Annotated in this window: 12 protein-coding genes, 1 tRNA gene and 1 pseudogene; 5 read left to right on the forward strand and 9 right to left on the reverse strand. The window is 69.8% G+C overall.

Annotation, left to right across the window (positions count from 1 at the left end; genetic code table 11):
* Positions 1–88 precede the first annotated feature (88 nt).
* The 5 genes from V2W30_RS14985 to V2W30_RS15005 all read right to left on the reverse strand — a co-directional run bounded on the left by V2W30_RS14985 (position 89) and on the right by V2W30_RS15005 (position 5,777).
* Entirely contained in the window at positions 89–1,765 is a 1,677-nt protein-coding gene (locus V2W30_RS14985) for an AMP-binding protein (protein WP_338696890.1), read from the reverse strand.
* A 66-nt stretch (positions 1,766–1,831) separates the two neighbouring features.
* Entirely contained in the window at positions 1,832–2,269 is a 438-nt protein-coding gene (locus V2W30_RS14990) for a DUF3592 domain-containing protein (RefSeq protein ID WP_338696892.1), read from the reverse strand.
* Positions 2,270–2,388: 119 nt separating this feature from the next.
* Complete coding sequence (locus V2W30_RS14995; protein WP_338696894.1) at positions 2,389–3,000, reverse strand: lytic polysaccharide monooxygenase auxiliary activity family 9 protein; 612 nt, start codon at positions 2,998–3,000, stop codon at positions 2,389–2,391.
* A gap of 167 nt (positions 3,001–3,167) precedes the next feature.
* On the reverse strand, positions 3,168–4,226 hold the full coding sequence (locus V2W30_RS15000; protein WP_338703615.1) for an SPFH domain-containing protein: 1,059 nt from the start codon (positions 4,224–4,226) through the stop codon (positions 3,168–3,170).
* A 246-nt stretch (positions 4,227–4,472) separates the two neighbouring features.
* Positions 4,473–5,777, reverse strand: coding sequence for a peptidoglycan-binding protein (locus V2W30_RS15005; RefSeq protein ID WP_338696896.1), 1,305 nt, complete (start codon positions 5,775–5,777; stop codon positions 4,473–4,475).
* A gap of 198 nt (positions 5,778–5,975) precedes the next feature.
* On the opposite strand from V2W30_RS15005, the gene V2W30_RS15010 reads away from it, so the two are divergent.
* The 4 genes and pseudogenes from V2W30_RS15010 to V2W30_RS15025 all read left to right on the forward strand — a co-directional run bounded on the left by V2W30_RS15010 (position 5,976) and on the right by V2W30_RS15025 (position 10,977).
* Positions 5,976–6,049 (forward strand) — tRNA-Lys (locus V2W30_RS15010).
* A 133-nt stretch (positions 6,050–6,182) separates the two neighbouring features.
* A pseudogene (locus V2W30_RS15015) lies at positions 6,183–6,743 on the forward strand (FadR/GntR family transcriptional regulator); the annotation flags it as partial.
* A 353-nt stretch (positions 6,744–7,096) separates the two neighbouring features.
* A complete protein-coding gene (locus V2W30_RS15020; protein WP_338696897.1) occupies positions 7,097–9,043 on the forward strand; it encodes a glycosyltransferase family 2 protein in 1,947 nt (648 codons plus the stop codon).
* On the forward strand, positions 9,040–10,977 hold the full coding sequence (locus tag V2W30_RS15025; RefSeq protein ID WP_338696898.1) for a kelch motif-containing protein: 1,938 nt from the start codon (positions 9,040–9,042) through the stop codon (positions 10,975–10,977). Before V2W30_RS15020 ends, V2W30_RS15025 begins: the two co-directional genes overlap by 4 nt.
* A 74-nt stretch (positions 10,978–11,051) precedes the next feature.
* Here V2W30_RS15025 and V2W30_RS15030 read toward each other — a convergent pair whose 3' ends face one another.
* A complete protein-coding gene (locus V2W30_RS15030) occupies positions 11,052–12,053 on the reverse strand; it encodes a glycoside hydrolase family 6 protein (RefSeq protein ID WP_338696900.1) in 1,002 nt (333 codons plus the stop codon).
* A gap of 163 nt (positions 12,054–12,216) precedes the next feature.
* Between V2W30_RS15030 and V2W30_RS15035 the strand changes: the two genes are divergently transcribed.
* The gene (locus V2W30_RS15035) at positions 12,217–12,969 is read left to right on the forward strand and encodes a GAF and ANTAR domain-containing protein (protein WP_338696902.1); all 753 of its coding nucleotides are present in this window, start codon (positions 12,217–12,219) and stop codon (positions 12,967–12,969) included.
* A 262-nt stretch (positions 12,970–13,231) separates the two neighbouring features.
* On the opposite strand, the gene V2W30_RS15040 is transcribed toward V2W30_RS15035, so the two are convergent.
* From V2W30_RS15040 to V2W30_RS15050, 3 genes are all read right to left on the reverse strand, one after another.
* Positions 13,232–13,903, reverse strand: a complete 672-nt coding sequence (locus tag V2W30_RS15040) for a class F sortase (protein WP_338696904.1) — start codon at positions 13,901–13,903, stop codon at positions 13,232–13,234.
* 7 nt (positions 13,904–13,910) lie between these two features.
* Complete coding sequence (locus V2W30_RS15045) at positions 13,911–14,453, reverse strand: hypothetical protein (RefSeq protein WP_338696906.1); 543 nt, start codon at positions 14,451–14,453, stop codon at positions 13,911–13,913.
* 70 nt (positions 14,454–14,523) lie between these two features.
* The gene (locus V2W30_RS15050) at positions 14,524–15,303 is read right to left on the reverse strand and encodes an HAD-IIA family hydrolase (protein ID WP_338696907.1); all 780 of its coding nucleotides are present in this window, start codon (positions 15,301–15,303) and stop codon (positions 14,524–14,526) included.
* Between the last annotated feature and the right edge of the window lie 34 nt (positions 15,304–15,337).

Consider the following 15,337-nt stretch of genomic DNA (forward strand, 5'->3'; position numbering starts at 1 on the left):
GGGGGTGAACGCCCTTTCGTACCGAACCGGAGTATCTCTGTCGACGGTCATACTTGTGTGCGACTAAACCCCGGAAACAGTGGCGCCTTCACACCCGGCGCATGAAGTTCTCATACGGCTTCCCGCCGCGCTCCTCGAACTCCTCCGCCAGCAGGTCGAGTTGATCGTCATCGAGCCTGCGGTACGCGGCTACCCCGGCCGGCCGCCACCACACCTCTCCTCCGCTCCAGAATCCCTCCCGGCGCAGTTCGCCGCGGCGCACCTTGTTCGTCGCGGTCACCGGCATCCGGTCCACGACCCGCACGAACCGGGGCGCCATCTTGGTCCCCAGGTCGCTCTGTTCCAGCAGGAACGCGCCGAAGGCGAGCGGATCGAAGACCCTCCCCTCGCGCAGGGCGACCGTCGCCATCACCTGGTCGCCGGTGACCGGGTCGGGCACCCCGTACACGGCGACGGAGGTGGAATCCGGCCATCGGGCGAGGATGTTCTCGATCATCGCGGGGGCGAGGTTCTCGCTGTCGACGCGGATCTTGTCGTCGCCCCGCCCGGCGAAGTAGAGGAACCCCTCGGCGTCCTGGTAGAAGAGGTCGCCGGTCCAGTAGTAGCCGTCCTCGCGCACCCGCTCGGCGGACGCCTCCTCGTTGCGCCAGTACCCCTCGAAGGGCGAGCGCCCCCGGTTGACCAACTCCCCTATCGCGACGGCTCCGTTGACGAGCCGGCCGCCCGCGTCGAACACGGCCGGCGGGCACCGCTCCCCGGTCCGCGGATCGAGTACGGCCAGGTCGTCGCCGGGTGCCGCCCGTCCGATCGCCCCGGCCGGGGTGTCCGCCGTGCGCGTCACCGCGGCGCCGCCCTCGGACGACCCGTACCCCTCGACCAGCCGTACCCCGAAGCGCTCCTGGAACCGCTCGGCGTCCACGGCCCCTGCCTCGGTGCCGAAGCCGACCCGCAGCGGATTGTCCCGGTCGTCGGGACGCTCCTCGGTCGCCAGTACGTAGCTCACGGCGCGGCCCACATAAGTGAAATAGGTGGCCCCGAACTTCCTGACGTCGTCGAGGAATCGCGAGGCCGAAAAGCGCCGCCTGAGCGCCACGCCCGCGCCCGCCGCCATCGCGGGCGCCCAGTCGGCGATGACCGCGTTGCCGTGGAAGAGCGGCATGCACACGTAGTGCACGTCGTCCGGCACCACCCCGAAGGTCCGCACCAGCGACCGCCCGGCCGCCGCCAGCCGCCCCTGGGTGCACACGGCGGCCTTGGGCGCCCCGGTGGACCCGGAGGTGAAGTAGAGCAGCATCCGCGTACGGGGCGAGACGCCGGCGGCGATCTCCGGCGCCGCCCCCTCGTACGGGGCGAGCAGTTCGGCGTACGCCGCGGTGTCGGTCACCAGGACCCGCACGCCGGGCAGCGCCAGACCGTCGAGCAGCGGCAGGTGGGCCCGCTCGGTGACCAGGACGCGGCACTCGGTGTGCATGATGTCGCGGGCCAGTTCGGCGCCGCGCCGGGTCGGGTTGATCCCGGCGACGGCCGCGCCCGCGAGCGCGGCGGCCCCCAACCACTGCGGGAACTCAGGGGTGTTGTCGAGCAGCACGCCGACGTGCGGCTCGGCACCCCTGGGCAGCAGATCGCCGAGCAGCGCGGCCCGCGCCGCCGCGCCGGCCGCGACGTCGTGGTGGCGGAGCACCTGGTCCTCGTACGCGAGTCCTGGCCCGCGGTCGCCCCACCGCTCCTGGACGAGTTCCGCGAAGATGCCGGTGCTGTGTCCCATGGCCGCGCACCATAATTGACGTACCGTCAGATGTGGAGGCCCGGCGGCCCGGCGATCGCCGGACGGTCAGAATCCGTCGCCCGGCAGGTCGCTCACGAAGAAGACGCAGAAGACCAGCATCAGCACCACGAACCCCAGCAGGAACGCCGTCCCCGCGACGTTCGCGAACGCCCGCGGCGGACTGGCCGTGGCGCGCTCGGGGCGCGCGGCCGTGTAGTGCACGACGACGAGGTCGCCCTGGACGACCGTGGTGGGCCCGCCGGCCTCGTCGAAGCGGACGGTGCGGCCCTCGGGCGTGGTGAACTCGAAGACGTGGTGCTGGGTCGTCGTCGTGGAGCGTTCACCGCCGCCCACGCTCGTGTACGTGCGCAGGCACCGCGCCTCGGCGGTGAGCCCGCTGCGCCACGCGGCGTGCATCTGCAACGACCGGCCGAGCACCGCGTAGCCGATCCCCAGGGCCACGGCCGCGATGATCCCCGGAATCACGTAGAACATGAAGTCCATGACAGTCCCCCGTACTCGCACTCCCCCGCACGCCGCGCCACGAGCGGCACGGCGTGCAGGGAACGTACCCGCGCGGGGACCGCGAGAGCCTCAAGCCAAGCTCAGAACACGCGGGAGGATCAGAACGTGACGTCCGAGCAGGCGTAGAACGCGTTGGCCGTGTCGGCGATCGTCCACACCGCGAGGATCACGTGGTGGCCCGACTTGCCGGACGGCAGCGTCCCCGTGTGCGAGAGCGTGGCCGGCGGCTGCCCGCTGAAGGGCACTGTGAGGAACGGGGTGGTGTTCAGGGCCGCCCGGGTCAGCGGCTTGCTGTCGTCCCAGCCGTCCTTGGTGACGTAGTAGCGGAAGTCCGTCGTGGAGTGCCGCGCGGTGAACTGCCAGCGGAACGTGTAGCTCTGACCACCCGTCACCTTGGTGGTGGGCCAGGCCGTGCCGTTGGGCTGCTTGGCGCCGTTGAGCGCGGCGAACTCGCCGTGGTTCGCCGAGCAGATCTGCCCGTCGGCGGGTCCGGCCGCCGGGAACCCCTTGGGGCCCTCGACGCTCTGCGGCTCCCATTGGATGTTGCCGCAGCCGGTGACGGTGCCGTTGGCACAGAGCTTCTGCCTGCTGATGGGCAGATCGGTGTAGCCGTGCCCGCTGGCGCCACCGGCCGAGAGCGCGAACGCCCCGGCGGTGGTCAGCCCGAGCAGGGCCGCGTACGTCCTGGTACGCGCAGAGGTTTTCCGCATGCTGCCGCTCCTGGGTGTGTGGGGAGTTCCGGAAGCCGTGCGCACAGCGATGGTTCAGGTCTAGACCAACACCCAATGTATGACCGACACTTGAGCATGTCCATACCAATCACGGTCTTGCGGAGCCCCACACTCCGAACGTCCGCGGCAGCGGCCGCATCACGGCATCACTCACCCCGTCCCGTGTAGAACGCCACCGTCAGATCCTTCACGAGCGCCTTGCGCTCGTAGTCGTCCAGCTCCACCAGGCCCCGCGTGGTCAACCGCGTCACCGTGTCCTCCACCGAGTCCACGACCGACGTCAGCACGCTGTCGCGGTGCTGCGCGTCCAGCGCCGCGATCCTGCGGCGCTGCATCGCGGCCGCCACCTCGGGCGCGTACTCGATCCGGGTGGGCTGCGCCGAGAAGACCTCGATGCCGACCGGCTCCGCGTCGGCGGCGAGCTTGCGGGTCAGCAGATCGCCGACCGCCTCGGCGTTGCGCAGCGTCGGGGCGTCCGTGTGGAAGGCGTCGGCGGGCAGCTGGGACAGCACCCGCGCCAGGTCCGCCTCGACGCACTCGCGCAGATACTCCTCGTGGTCCTCGACCCCGAGCGTCGCCCGCGCCGCGTCCTTGACCCGCCACACGACCAGGACGACGACGCGCAACGCGACCCCGTTCGCGTCGACCGCGGGCATCGGCTCGCTGCGCCAGTGCCGCAGCCGTACGTCGACCCGGCGGCGCAGGAGCAGCGGGTTGACCCACAGCAGCCCGGACTTGCGCACGCTGCCCCGGTACCGGCCGAACAGGGTGAGCACCCAGGCCCGCCCGGTCCGCCCGCGCGCCAGACCGCCGAAGCCGAAGAGGGCGAGCACCCCGGACCCGGCGGTCGCCGCCCACTGCGCGGGGCCGGGCCCGACGCCCTCGTACCCGGGCAGCCCGGCGATCTCCGTCATGATCTGCGGCAGCGCCCCGGCCCAGCCGAGCGAGACGACAGCGCCCGCCGTGCCCGCCGCACCGGCCAGGACCCCGAACACCCCGGGCAGCGCCCGCCCCGGCCGCTCCCGCACCTCGGGGTCGACGGTGGGCACGGGGCGCGGCGGGGTCCGCAGGTGCGGGCGCGGCGAGGTGGGCCGGCCGCCGGTGCCGATGCCGACCACGGCGGACCGCACGGGCACGGGCACCGGGTCCGGGTCGTCCCGGAAGAGCAGGTGGACGGGGATCTCGGTGGTCGCCTCGTTGTGGATGAGCCGGGTGCCGCGGCCACCTCCTGCGCGGCGCCCGCCTCGGCGCGGTGGTCCGCCGCGCGGTCGTCGTCCGTCACGGCCGCCGGCCGCCGCACGGCCCGTTCGGGCTGCTCCGCCGTCGTACTCATCCACGCCTCCGTACCGAGTTGTCCGCCCCGGAAAAACCGTTGCCCCGCGAGCCGCCCCCAGGGAGCGACCCCCGCAAGCCACCCGCCCCACTCACACCGCTCACGCCACTCACGCCACTCATGAGAAGAGCCGCCTCCAGGTCTCGGGTCCCGGATATCCGTCGGCCGCCGCGCCCCGCCAGCCCTGGGCCCGCTGGAACGCCTCGACGGCCCGCCGGTCCGCCTCGCCCCAGCGCGGCCCCGGCCCCTGGGCGTAGTACTTGCCAAAACCTTTCTTCACGAGCTGTCTGCCGAGCTGGGTGACGGACGCGCTGCTCGCGCCCGGCCGGAACTTCGCGGCGCCCGGGAAGGCCGGAACCTTCACCCCCGCACCGCCCCCGCTCCCGCCCCCGCTCCCCGAGGAGCCCGGGATGTCCTTCCCCTTGCCGGCGACGAGGTACGACCAGGTCGTCGGCCCGGGAATCCCGTCCGCATCCGCGCCGCTCCAGCCCTGCGCCTTCTGGAACGCCTGCGTCGCCCTGCGGTCGGCGTCCCCCCAGCGCGGCCCGGGGCCCTGGCTGTAGAACCGCTTGCCGCCGCGCTCCACGAGCAGCCGCCCGAGCTGGGTGACGTACGCGTTGTTCGCCCCCGGCCCGAAGGACCCGGCGCCCGGGTACGTGGTCGACGACGAGCCGGACCCCGGCGTGGTGCCCGCCTTCACGCCCTTGTAGCGGTAGGCGAGGTAGCGGGCCGAGTTGTTCCAGTACGCGTAGGGGGTGGCCTGCTTCCGCGTCCCGGGCCGGGTCTGCTCGTACGCGATGTAGTACGTCCGCGTGTAGTCGGTCCAGCCGCCGAAGATCGTGACGTGCGAGCCCTTCTCCGGGTCGGCGGGGTTATGGAAGAGCAGGATGTCGCCGGGCTGGAGCTGCGCCTTGGTGATGCGCGTGCCGTAGGTGGCGAGGCTGCCGGTCCACTCGTTGCCGGGCAGGTCCCAGGCCATGGAGACGAACCCGGAGCAGTCCTGCCGGTATCCGTCCTTCCAGTACTTGTCCATGTTGTACGGGACCTTCGCCGCGACCCAGGTCTTGGCGCGGTTGATGATCGCGGCCCGGGTCGTGGTGCGCAGCGCGCTCTGCTGCGTCAGGGGGACCGAGCCCGCCGCGACGCCGGGCGCCCCGTGCAGCGCGCTGGTCCCGCCCTGCGGTGTGTCCGGCCGATCACCCGGGGTCGGGTCGCCCGGTCTGGCCTCGTGGTGTTCGGACGCGGTGGCCGGAGCCGCCTGGATGCCGCCGATGACGGTGCCGGCCGCTGCCGCGATCACCAGCGCGTGGCGGGCGCCGACCTTGGTACGCACAGGATGCGGGACGGAGCGGCGCCACTGGACGCAGCCCGCGCACTCGCAGTCGCCCGCAGGGTCGACGTCCTCGAAAACCGGAGCCTCCATGCGATTCCCCTCACACTCTTGTGCCGGCCGTTGGACTAATGAGCCTCGTGTTCGCACGCAGGCAGCGTCTCAACTGTCCAGACAAATCGCATGTTGACGGTCCGAATGATGGAAATCCACACAAATCACCCCCCACTCCGGCGCGTCGAGTGGTCAGGAGCACCCTCAGGGGTCGGGTAAAGTTATGCAGGTCAGCAGGCGCCGCTAGCTCAGTTGGTTAGAGCAGCTGACTCTTAATCAGCGGGTCCGGGGTTCGAGTCCCTGGCGGCGCACCGACAGACGCAAAGCCCTCCGTTCACACGGGGGGCTTTCGTCGTTGCAACACGCCGACACACGACACCGCCGGTCGCCTGTCCGGCTGGGGGGCCGGGGGTCATCCCCCGGGAGACGCGGCATCAGCGGGTCACCGAGCCCGATCTGATGGAACTGCTCGGCGTGAGTCGCAACTCCGTGCGAGAGGCGCTCAAGGCGTTGCGGGCGATGGGCATCGTCGAGGTCCGGCGCGGGGTCGGCACGTACGTCGGGGCGATGTCGATGGCCCCGACGGTCGAGGGCCTCGCCTTCAGGACCGTCGCGGCGCACCACCGCGGCGAGGACAGCCTGCTCCAGTTCAGCGAACCGCGCGAGGCCGTCGAGACCGGGCTCGTGGCGCGTCTGGCGGGCCGGGCGGACGCGGACCTCGCCGAACTCGACGCCCTGGTGGGCCGGATGGAGAAGGGCGCCGCCGCCACCGACCGCGCCTTTCACGCCACGCTCCACCGCAGCCTCAGCAATCCGCCGCTCATCGAGGTGACGGAGGCGTTCCGGGAGGCGTTCCACCGGGTGCGCACCGACCTCGTGGACGTACCACAGGACCCGGAAGTGACCAGTCGTCAGTACTGCGAGATCCTGGACGCCGTACGCTCCGGCGACGTGGGGCGCGCGGAACGGGCGATACGGGAGCACTTCGGGAACATTCGCCTCTGAGTGACCGCAACCCCACAGCAAGACCGGTAAACACCGTGTTTCGCTCCGTATCGCCCTTGCGATCATGAGGCGGGGCGCAGCACCCTATCCTGGAGCCATTGGCTCCAATGAGGCTTACGGTGCAAGGCAGTTGAAGCACGCACGGAGCGGTTGCGCAGCGCGGGGGCGGGGGCCCCCGTTCATGAAGAGATGTCGAGGGGGGCATCATGCAACCGGAAGGTGCTCGTTCCAGTCTTAGAGAGGGTGGGACGGTGGCCTGCCACTGATACGTCAGGGAAAGGTCGAGGGGGACCGGACTCCGACGGAAGGACCGACGACCACGCGGTGACTCGCGTGCGGGGGGATGACTCATCATGACGTCGACGCCGACGGGCGCCCGCGAGGGCTTCGACCCGTCCCAGACCACCCAGCTGCGCGTGCCACCGCACCGCACAGGGGGCTTCCGACGCATCAAGAAGACACTGCCGCGGTACGACTACGAGCACTACAGCCGGCTAGCCGGACCCCTCACCCAGCCCGATCCGAACAAGCCCTACGAGGTGCAGTACCGCTCGCTGCTCTCGCAGGAGACGCACCGGATACGCGCCGCGCTCATGCTCGGCGCCGCGCCGCTGCTCTCCCTGGTGCTGCTGTTCTGGCTGCTCCAGCCCGAGCACTGGACCGAGCGCGACTACGTCCAGTACGACTTCCTGCCGGCGCTGGACATCGTGATGCTGGTCGCGATCGGCCTCATCGAGTTCTTCCGCTGCATGAACGTGCTGTCGAACGCGCACGCCACCCTCGTCGCCCGCGACCCGATCCCCGTGGTGCCCGAGACCGGCACGAGAGTGGCGTTCCTGACGTCGTTCGTGCCCGGCAAGGAGCCGCTCGGGATGGTGACGAAGACCCTGGAGGCAGCGGTCAAGCTGCGCCACCGGGGCCTTCTTCACATCTGGCTGCTCGACGAGGGCGACGACCCGGAGGTCAAGGAGGTCTGCGAGCGGCTCGGCGTGCACCACTTCTCCCGCAAGGGAGTCGCGAAGTGGAACCAGGCCAAGGGCCCGCACCGCGCCAAGACCAAGCACGGCAACTACAACGCCTGGCTGGACGCGCACGGCGACGACTACGACTTCTTCGCCTCGGTCGACACCGACCACGTGCCGCTGCCCAACTACCTGGAGCGGATGCTCGGCTTCTTCCGCGACCCGAACGTGGGCTTCGTCATCGGCCCCCAGGTGTACGGCAACTACGACAACTTCGTCACCAAGGCCGCCGAGTCGCAGCAGTTCCTGTTCCACGCGCTGATCCAGCGCGCGGGCAACCGCTACGGATCGCCGATGTTCGTCGGCACGTCCAACGCCGTACGGATCAAGACGCTGAAGCAGATCGGCGGTCTGTACGACTCGATCACCGAGGACATGGCGACCGGTTTCGAGATCCACCGCGCCAAGAACCCGGCCACCGGCAAGAAGTGGCGTTCCGTGTACACGCCGGACGTGCTCGCCGTGGGTGAGGGCCCCAGCGCCTGGACCGACTTCTTCACGCAGCAGATGCGCTGGTCGCGCGGTACGTACGAGACGATCCTCAAGCAGTACTGGAAGGGCTTCTTCACGCTCCCGCCGAGCAAGCTCTTCAACTACACGATGATGATCATCTTCTACCCGATGGCCGCGATGAACTGGATCCTGGCGGCGCTGAGTTGTGCGCTGTTCCTCGGTCTGGGCGCCTCGGGTGTGAACATCGACCCGACGATCTGGCTGATGCTGTACGGCAACGCCTCGGCGCTGCAGATCGGCCTCTACATCTGGAACCGCCGGCACAACGTGTCGCCGCACGAGCCCGAGGGCTCCGGCGGTGTCGCCGGCATGGTGATGTCCGCGCTGTCGGCGCCGCTGTACGCGAAGGCGCTCATCGACTCGCTGCTGCGCCGCAAGAGCAAGTTCGTCGTCACCCCCAAGGGCGACTCCGCCAGCCCCGACCGCTGGTTCGGGACGTTCCGCTACCACTGGTACTTCATCTTGATCTTCGCCGGTTCGATCGGCGCGGGCTTCGCCCTCGGCCACTCGCACCCGGCGATGATCACCTGGGCCTGCTTCGCCCTCCTGATCACCGCGACGCCGATGTTCGCCTGGCGCTACATGCTGCGGCAGGACAAGAAGAAGCCCAAGCCGCCCGTCGACGCCACGCCCGAGCAGCAGCCGGTCCAGCAGGCCGCGCAGCCGCACGGCGTCCCGCAGCAGAAGCCCAGTTGGGCCGCCGGCCGCGGTGACGGGGGCAACGACCAGACCATGCAGATCTCCCTGGGGGGACGTAACAAGTGAAAGACGGTGCGAGCCGCCGCCGTGCCCGACGCATAGCCATCGGCACGGTGGTGGTACTGGCGCTGGCCGGGATGAACGGACCCTGGCTGTATCGCTTCGGGTCGGCCAAGTACCACGAGTACAAGATCAACAGGCCGGAGTACAAAGCCGAGAACGGGCACTGGGACGTCGTCGAGTTCCCCCAGGACATGCGCCTCAACACGATCCACGCGGCGCTGCTCCACACCGGGAAGATCCTGCTGGTCGCCGGGTCGGGGAACAACCAGAAGAACTTCGACGCGAAGAAGTTCGACACCCGGCTCTACGACCCGGTCAAGAAGACCATCAAGAAGATCCCCACGCCCAGCGACCTGTTCTGCACCGGACACACCCAGTTGGCGAACGGGAACCTGCTGATCGCGGGCGGCACGAAGAAGTACGAGAAGCTCAAGGGCGACGTCACCAAGGCCGGCGGCCTGATGATCGTCCACAACGAGGACCCGGACGCGCCCAAGACCATCAAGGCCGGCACGAAGTTCACCGGCAAGGAGAACGGCAAGACGTTCGTCTCCGACATCAACATCACGGTCGAGCGCGCCAAGAAGGTCTTCGACCCGAACACCGGCAAGTTCCTGCGCAACGAACCGGGCATCGGCCGGGTCTACGTCGAGGCCCAGAAGTCCGGCGCGAAGTACGAGACGGGCACCCAGGACAACTACCGGGTCCAGGGCCTGACCGGCGCCGACGCGCGCAACGTGTACGGCATCGCGCAGAAGCTCGCCCTGGACAAGAAGGACTTCCAGGGGATCAAGGACAGCTACGAGTTCGACCCGGTCGCCGAGAAGTACATCAAGGTCGACCCGATGAACGAGGCGCGCTGGTACCCCACGCTGACCACGCTCTCGGACGGCAAGGTCCTCTCCGTCTCCGGCCTCGACGACATCGGGCAGCTGGTCCCCGGCAAGAACGAGATCTACGACCCGAAGACGAAGAAGTGGACGTACCTGGCGAAGCAGCGCCAGTTCCCGACGTACCCGGCGCTGTTCCAGATGGAGAACGGCAAGATCTTCTACTCGGGCGCCAACGCGGGCTACGGCCCGGACGACGTCGGCCGCAAGCCCGGCGTCTGGGACCTGAAGACCAACAAGTTCCAGAAGATCCCCGGCCTCTCCGACGCGAACATGATGGAGACGGCGGGCACGGTCGAGCTGCCGCCCGCGCAGAACCAGAAGTACATGGTGATCGGCGGTGGCGGCGTCGGCGAGTCCAAGCTCTCCAGCAACAAGACCCGCATCGTCGACCTGAAGGACGCGAACCCGAAGTTCGTCGACGGCCCGACGCTGGAGAAGGGCACGCGCTACCCGCAGTCCTCGATCCTGCCCGACGACTCGATCCTGGTCTCCGGCGGCTCCGAGGACTACCGCGGGCGCGGTGACTCCAACATCCTCCAGGCGCGGCTCTACGACACGAGCACCAACTCCTTCAAGCAGGTCGCCGACCCCGCCGTGGGGCGCAACTACCACTCGGGATCGCTGCTCCTGCCCGACGGCCGCGTGCTGTTCTTCGGCTCGGACTCGCTCTACGCGGACAAGGCCAACACCAAGCCCGGCACGTTCGAGCAGCGCATCGAGATCTACACGCCGCCGTATCTGTACCGGGACTCGCGGCCGACCCTGGACGGCGCCGAGAAGACCGTCGAGCGGGGCGGTTCGGCGACGTACCGGACGGACCACGCGTCGTCGATCAAGACGGCCCGGCTGATCAGGCCGAGCGCGTCGACGCACGTCACGGACGTCGACCAGACGTCCATCGCCCTCGACCTGAAGAAGTCGGCCGACTCGATCACGGTGACCGTGCCGAAGAGCAGCGCGCTCGTCGAATCGGGCTGGTACATGCTGTTCGTCACGGACGACGAGGGAACGCCCAGCAAGGCGCAGTGGGTGCACGTGCCCTAGGGGGCTCTCCACCACGAAGAAGGGGCGCGGGAGTCGGTCCCGCGCCCCTTTCGCGCATCCGCACCCCAGGGCGGCTAGCTGCCCGCCTCGGCGAGCTTCACCGCGTACTCGCCCCACCACTCGCCGGCCTTGGGCCCGCCCTTGCACGTGCCGTCCGACTCGCCCGGCCGCTTGACCCACAGGTACGCCTTCACCAGGGGGTCGTTCGTCTTGGTCGTCGGGGACTCGCCGAGGGCCCGGCCCGGCGGGTTGCACCAGCGCTCGTCGGCGGCGCCGCCGGTGTACGGCCCGTTCCCGTTCCGGCTCGTGTCGACGACGAACGGCTTGTTGCCGACCTTCGCCGACAGCTCCTTGCCGTACTTCACCGATTCCTCGGTGGTGTAGAAGTTCGACACGTTCACTGAGAAGCCGTCGGCCTGGTCGATGCCGGACCACTGCAACGGCTGGAAGATCTGGTCCGGCTTGCCCCAGCCCGCGTTGCCCGCGTCGAGGTACACCGTGGTGTTCTTCAGCGACTTGAGCTTGCCGATGGCGCCCTTGAGCAGGTCGTAGCGCTCCTCGTGGAACTGCTCCGGGGTGCAGTTGTCCACCATGTGCTGCACGGCGTCCGGCTCCAGGATCACCGTCGCGGGACGGTCCCCGATCCCGGCCGCGACCTGGTCGATGAACTCCCGGTACGCGTTGCCGTCGGCGGCGCCGCCCTGCGAGTAGTTGCCGCAGTCGCGGTGCGGGATGTTGTAGACGACGAGCAGCGCGTCCCGGTCCGCCTTCTTGGCGGCCTCCGTGTAACCGCGGGCCTGCTCCTCCGCGTTCTCCGGAATGATCCACTCACCGCTGGGCTGTTCCGCGATCTTGCGGACCGCCGCGGCCTGGTCGTCCTTGCCGTCCTCCTCCAGCGCCGACACGGCCTTCGCGGCCTTGCTCTCGGGGTTGACCCAGAACGGGTCGGCGCTCTTCGGCTGCTGCTTGACCGGAGGCGTCGTGGAGTTTTCGTCGCCCTTGCCTCCGGAGGAACACGCGGACACGAGCAGCGCCGCCCCCACGACGACCGCTCCAGCCCTCAGTTTCCGGTACATCCACTCCCCCTTGGGTGCACAGTTGGTGTTCTCAATCGTGGCATACGCCTCGACGGGGTCACGAGGCCGGACATGGCTTGTCAAAGACCTGTTACACCCCCCTGCCGTATGGGTAGGCGGCGTCCATGCGGGGCACGGCCAGTGGCACAGAAGGGATGAGGACATGTCGCACCCACCCCGTGAACTCCGGCTCGCCACAGCCCTCGTCGAGTTCTCGGACACCCTCCTCGACAGGTTCGACCCTCACCGGTACCTGGGACGTCTGGCCGACCACTGCGTGGACCTGCTCGAAGCGCGCGGCGCGGGGGTGAGTCTGCATGATCCGGGCGGACCTCCCGGGGCGATCGTCAAGAGCTCCGAACAACCCCGTCTCGTCGAGCGGTTACTGGTCGCTTCCCCGTCGGCCAGTCCCGTTCACGACTGCCTGCGGACGGGGAAGCCGGTGGAGCCGGTCTCCCTCACCTCCGAGGACGCGGTGGCGCGCTGGCCCGTCTTCACGGCGGTCGCCCTGCGGCACGGCATCACCGCCACCTACGCGGTTCCCCTGCAACGCCGCGACGACACGTTCGGCGCCCTCGGCATCTTCACACCGGAACTCCCTTCCGGCGACGAGGAGTTGGCGATTGCACAGTCCCTGGCCGACGCGGCCGCCCTCGGACTGGCCAATCAGCGCGCCTACGCCCAGCACAGGGAGTTGGCGGGCCAGCTCCAACAGGCACTTGCCAGCCGTGTGCGAGTCGAACAGGCAAAGGGCATGCTGGCCGAACGCTGGAAGACCGAGCCGGACGCCGCGTTCTCGATATTGCGGCAGTACGCACGCAGGAACCGACTGCCGATCGACCAGGTCTCCCACAGCGTGATCAAACGGCTCCTGACCGACGCCCAGTTGCGCCCCGACAAGCCCGGACCTGCGTGAAAACCCGTCGCCACCTGCGACGACCACGTTGAGCAACCATCTTCACACTTGGCGTCAATCACCCTCTAGGCCGCGACGCCCATCCGTTCTAGAGTCTGACGCAGCGGCCCGAGCCCCCGGCCACACCACCCAGACCAGGATGACTTCCTCACACCTCCCGCGCCGGCGCCGGGTTACTCCCGCAGCCCGCTGCGCGCGCGGTCGAGGACCAGCCCGGCCGGCGGCTCCGGGGGGAGCGGGCCGCCGGCCGGGCCAGGTGCTCTCAACCCGCCTTCGTCGGCGCCTCGTCGATGCCGGACAGGTACGCGGAGACGACGACGTTCGCCGTGTACGTCCGCGACGCCTTGTCGAAGGTCCCGCCGCACGTGATCAGGCGGAGTTCGGCGCGGTCGCCGTGGTGCGGCCCGTACGCCTTGTGCGGGTCGAAGTCGCGGCGCGAGTAGACCTGGACGTCGTCGACGGTGAACTCGGCGACCGACCCGTCGTCGCGCACCACCCGCACCTCGTCACCGGGCCGGGCCTCGCTGAGGTGGTAGAAGACGGCGGGCCGGGTCTCGGTGTCCACGTGCCCGACGAACAGGGACGTGCCGCGCTCCCCCGGTTCGACCCCGTCGCCGTACCAGCCGACGACGCCGGCCTGGTCGTAGGGCGGGGGGTCGATGGCACCGCCGCCGTCCAGGCCGCGGGGGACGACCGGCGCCTGGATGTGCAGCGCGGAGACGTCGACGCGCTGGGGCTTCGCGGCCTTGACGGGTTTGTGGGCGGCGGGCAGGGCGACGCCGAGCGGGCGGCCCACGGCGGCCGCGTCGCCGGTGGTCGGCGACGACAGGTTCACCTCGGTGATCTCGCGGCCCCACAGCCACAGGCCGAGCAGCAGCACCGCCCAGGCGAGGCCGGTGATCAGCCGTCCGGCGCCGCCCGACCGTTCGCTCATGGCGTGCTCACTGCCGCGAGGACCGGCGGCGCCGGACGCTGCGGAAGGCCACGGCGACCGCGGCGACCGCGGTGAGGCCGAGGCCGATCAGGGCGTGCCGGGTGCCGGGCCCGTCCTGCACGGCGGCCAGCTGCTCGGCGGCGCCACCGCCTCCGGCGTGCACGGGCGCGGTGGGGGTGGGCCGCGGCGACGGGCTGCTGTGGTCGAGGACCCGTACGGTGCCCTTGACCTTGCCGTCGACGCCGTCGCAGGTCACCTTGATCTCGTAGTTGCCCGGGGCGACGGACGTCTTCACGCGGGCCTCGGCGAACAGCGTCGGCTGGTCGGCGGAGGGCGCGAGCACCCCGGGCGACACGAAGGCGTCGGAGTAGGCGCGTCCCGTGGTGCCCTCGCAGCCGGAGACCCGCAGATCGACCTCGGTGCCCGGTGGGACGGCGTACGGGGTGACGGCGATGGATCCGCCGCCGTCGGCGGCCTGGGCGGCGACCGGGGCGGTCACCAGGACAGCGGCCGCCCCTGCGGCACTCAGAGCAAGCAGACCAGTACGCATCGTGAACCTCCTGATATGTGCAGGTTCACGCGCGCGGCGGCTTTCCGCATCTTGAACGGCCCCGGGGGCCTTACACGAGGTCGACCAGATCCGCGATGGAATCGACGACGTGCGACGGCGTGAACGGGTACTTCTTGATGTCCGCGTCGCTGGTCAGCCCGGTCCGTACGAGGAAGGTCTGCATGCCCGCCTCCAGGCCGGCCAGCACGTCGGTGTCCATCCGGTCGCCGATCATGGCGCTGGTCTCGGAGTGCGCCCCGATGGCGTTGAGCCCGGTGCGCATCATCAGCGGGTTCGGCTTGCCGGCGAAGTACGGCTGCTTCCCGGTCGCCTTGGTGATCAGCGCGGCGACGGCTCCGGTGGCGGGCAGCGGGCCCTCGGTGGAGGGGCCGGTCTCGTCGGGGTTGGTGCAGATGAAGCGGGCGCCGTCGTTGATCAGCCGGACGGCCTTCGTCATCGCCTCGAAGGAGTAGGTCCGGGTCTCGCCGAGCACCACGTAGTCGGGCGCGTGGTCGGTGAGCACGTAGCCGATGTCGTGCAGGGCCGTCGTCAGACCGGCCTCGCCGATGACGTACGCGGTGCCGCCGGGGCGCTGGGCGTCCAGGAACTTGGCGGTGGCCAGGGCGGACGTCCAGATGTTGCCGACCGGCACCTCCAGGCCCATGCGGGTGAGGCGGGCCTGGAGGTCGCGGGCGGTGTAGATGGAGTTGTTCGTCAGCACCAGGAACGGCTTGCCGGAGTCGCGCAGCCGCTTGATGAACGCGTCGGCGCCGGGAATCGGGACTCCCTCGTGGATGAGCACGCCATCCATGTCGGTGAGCCACGAGTCGATGGGCTTGCGCTCTGCCATGGGGTGCACTCCTGCGGTCCGCGGTGAAACAACC

It is taken from the genome of Streptomyces sp. Q6 (genome assembly GCF_036967205.1).
Classification (GTDB): Bacteria; Actinomycetota; Actinomycetes; order Streptomycetales; family Streptomycetaceae; genus Streptomyces; species Streptomyces citrinus.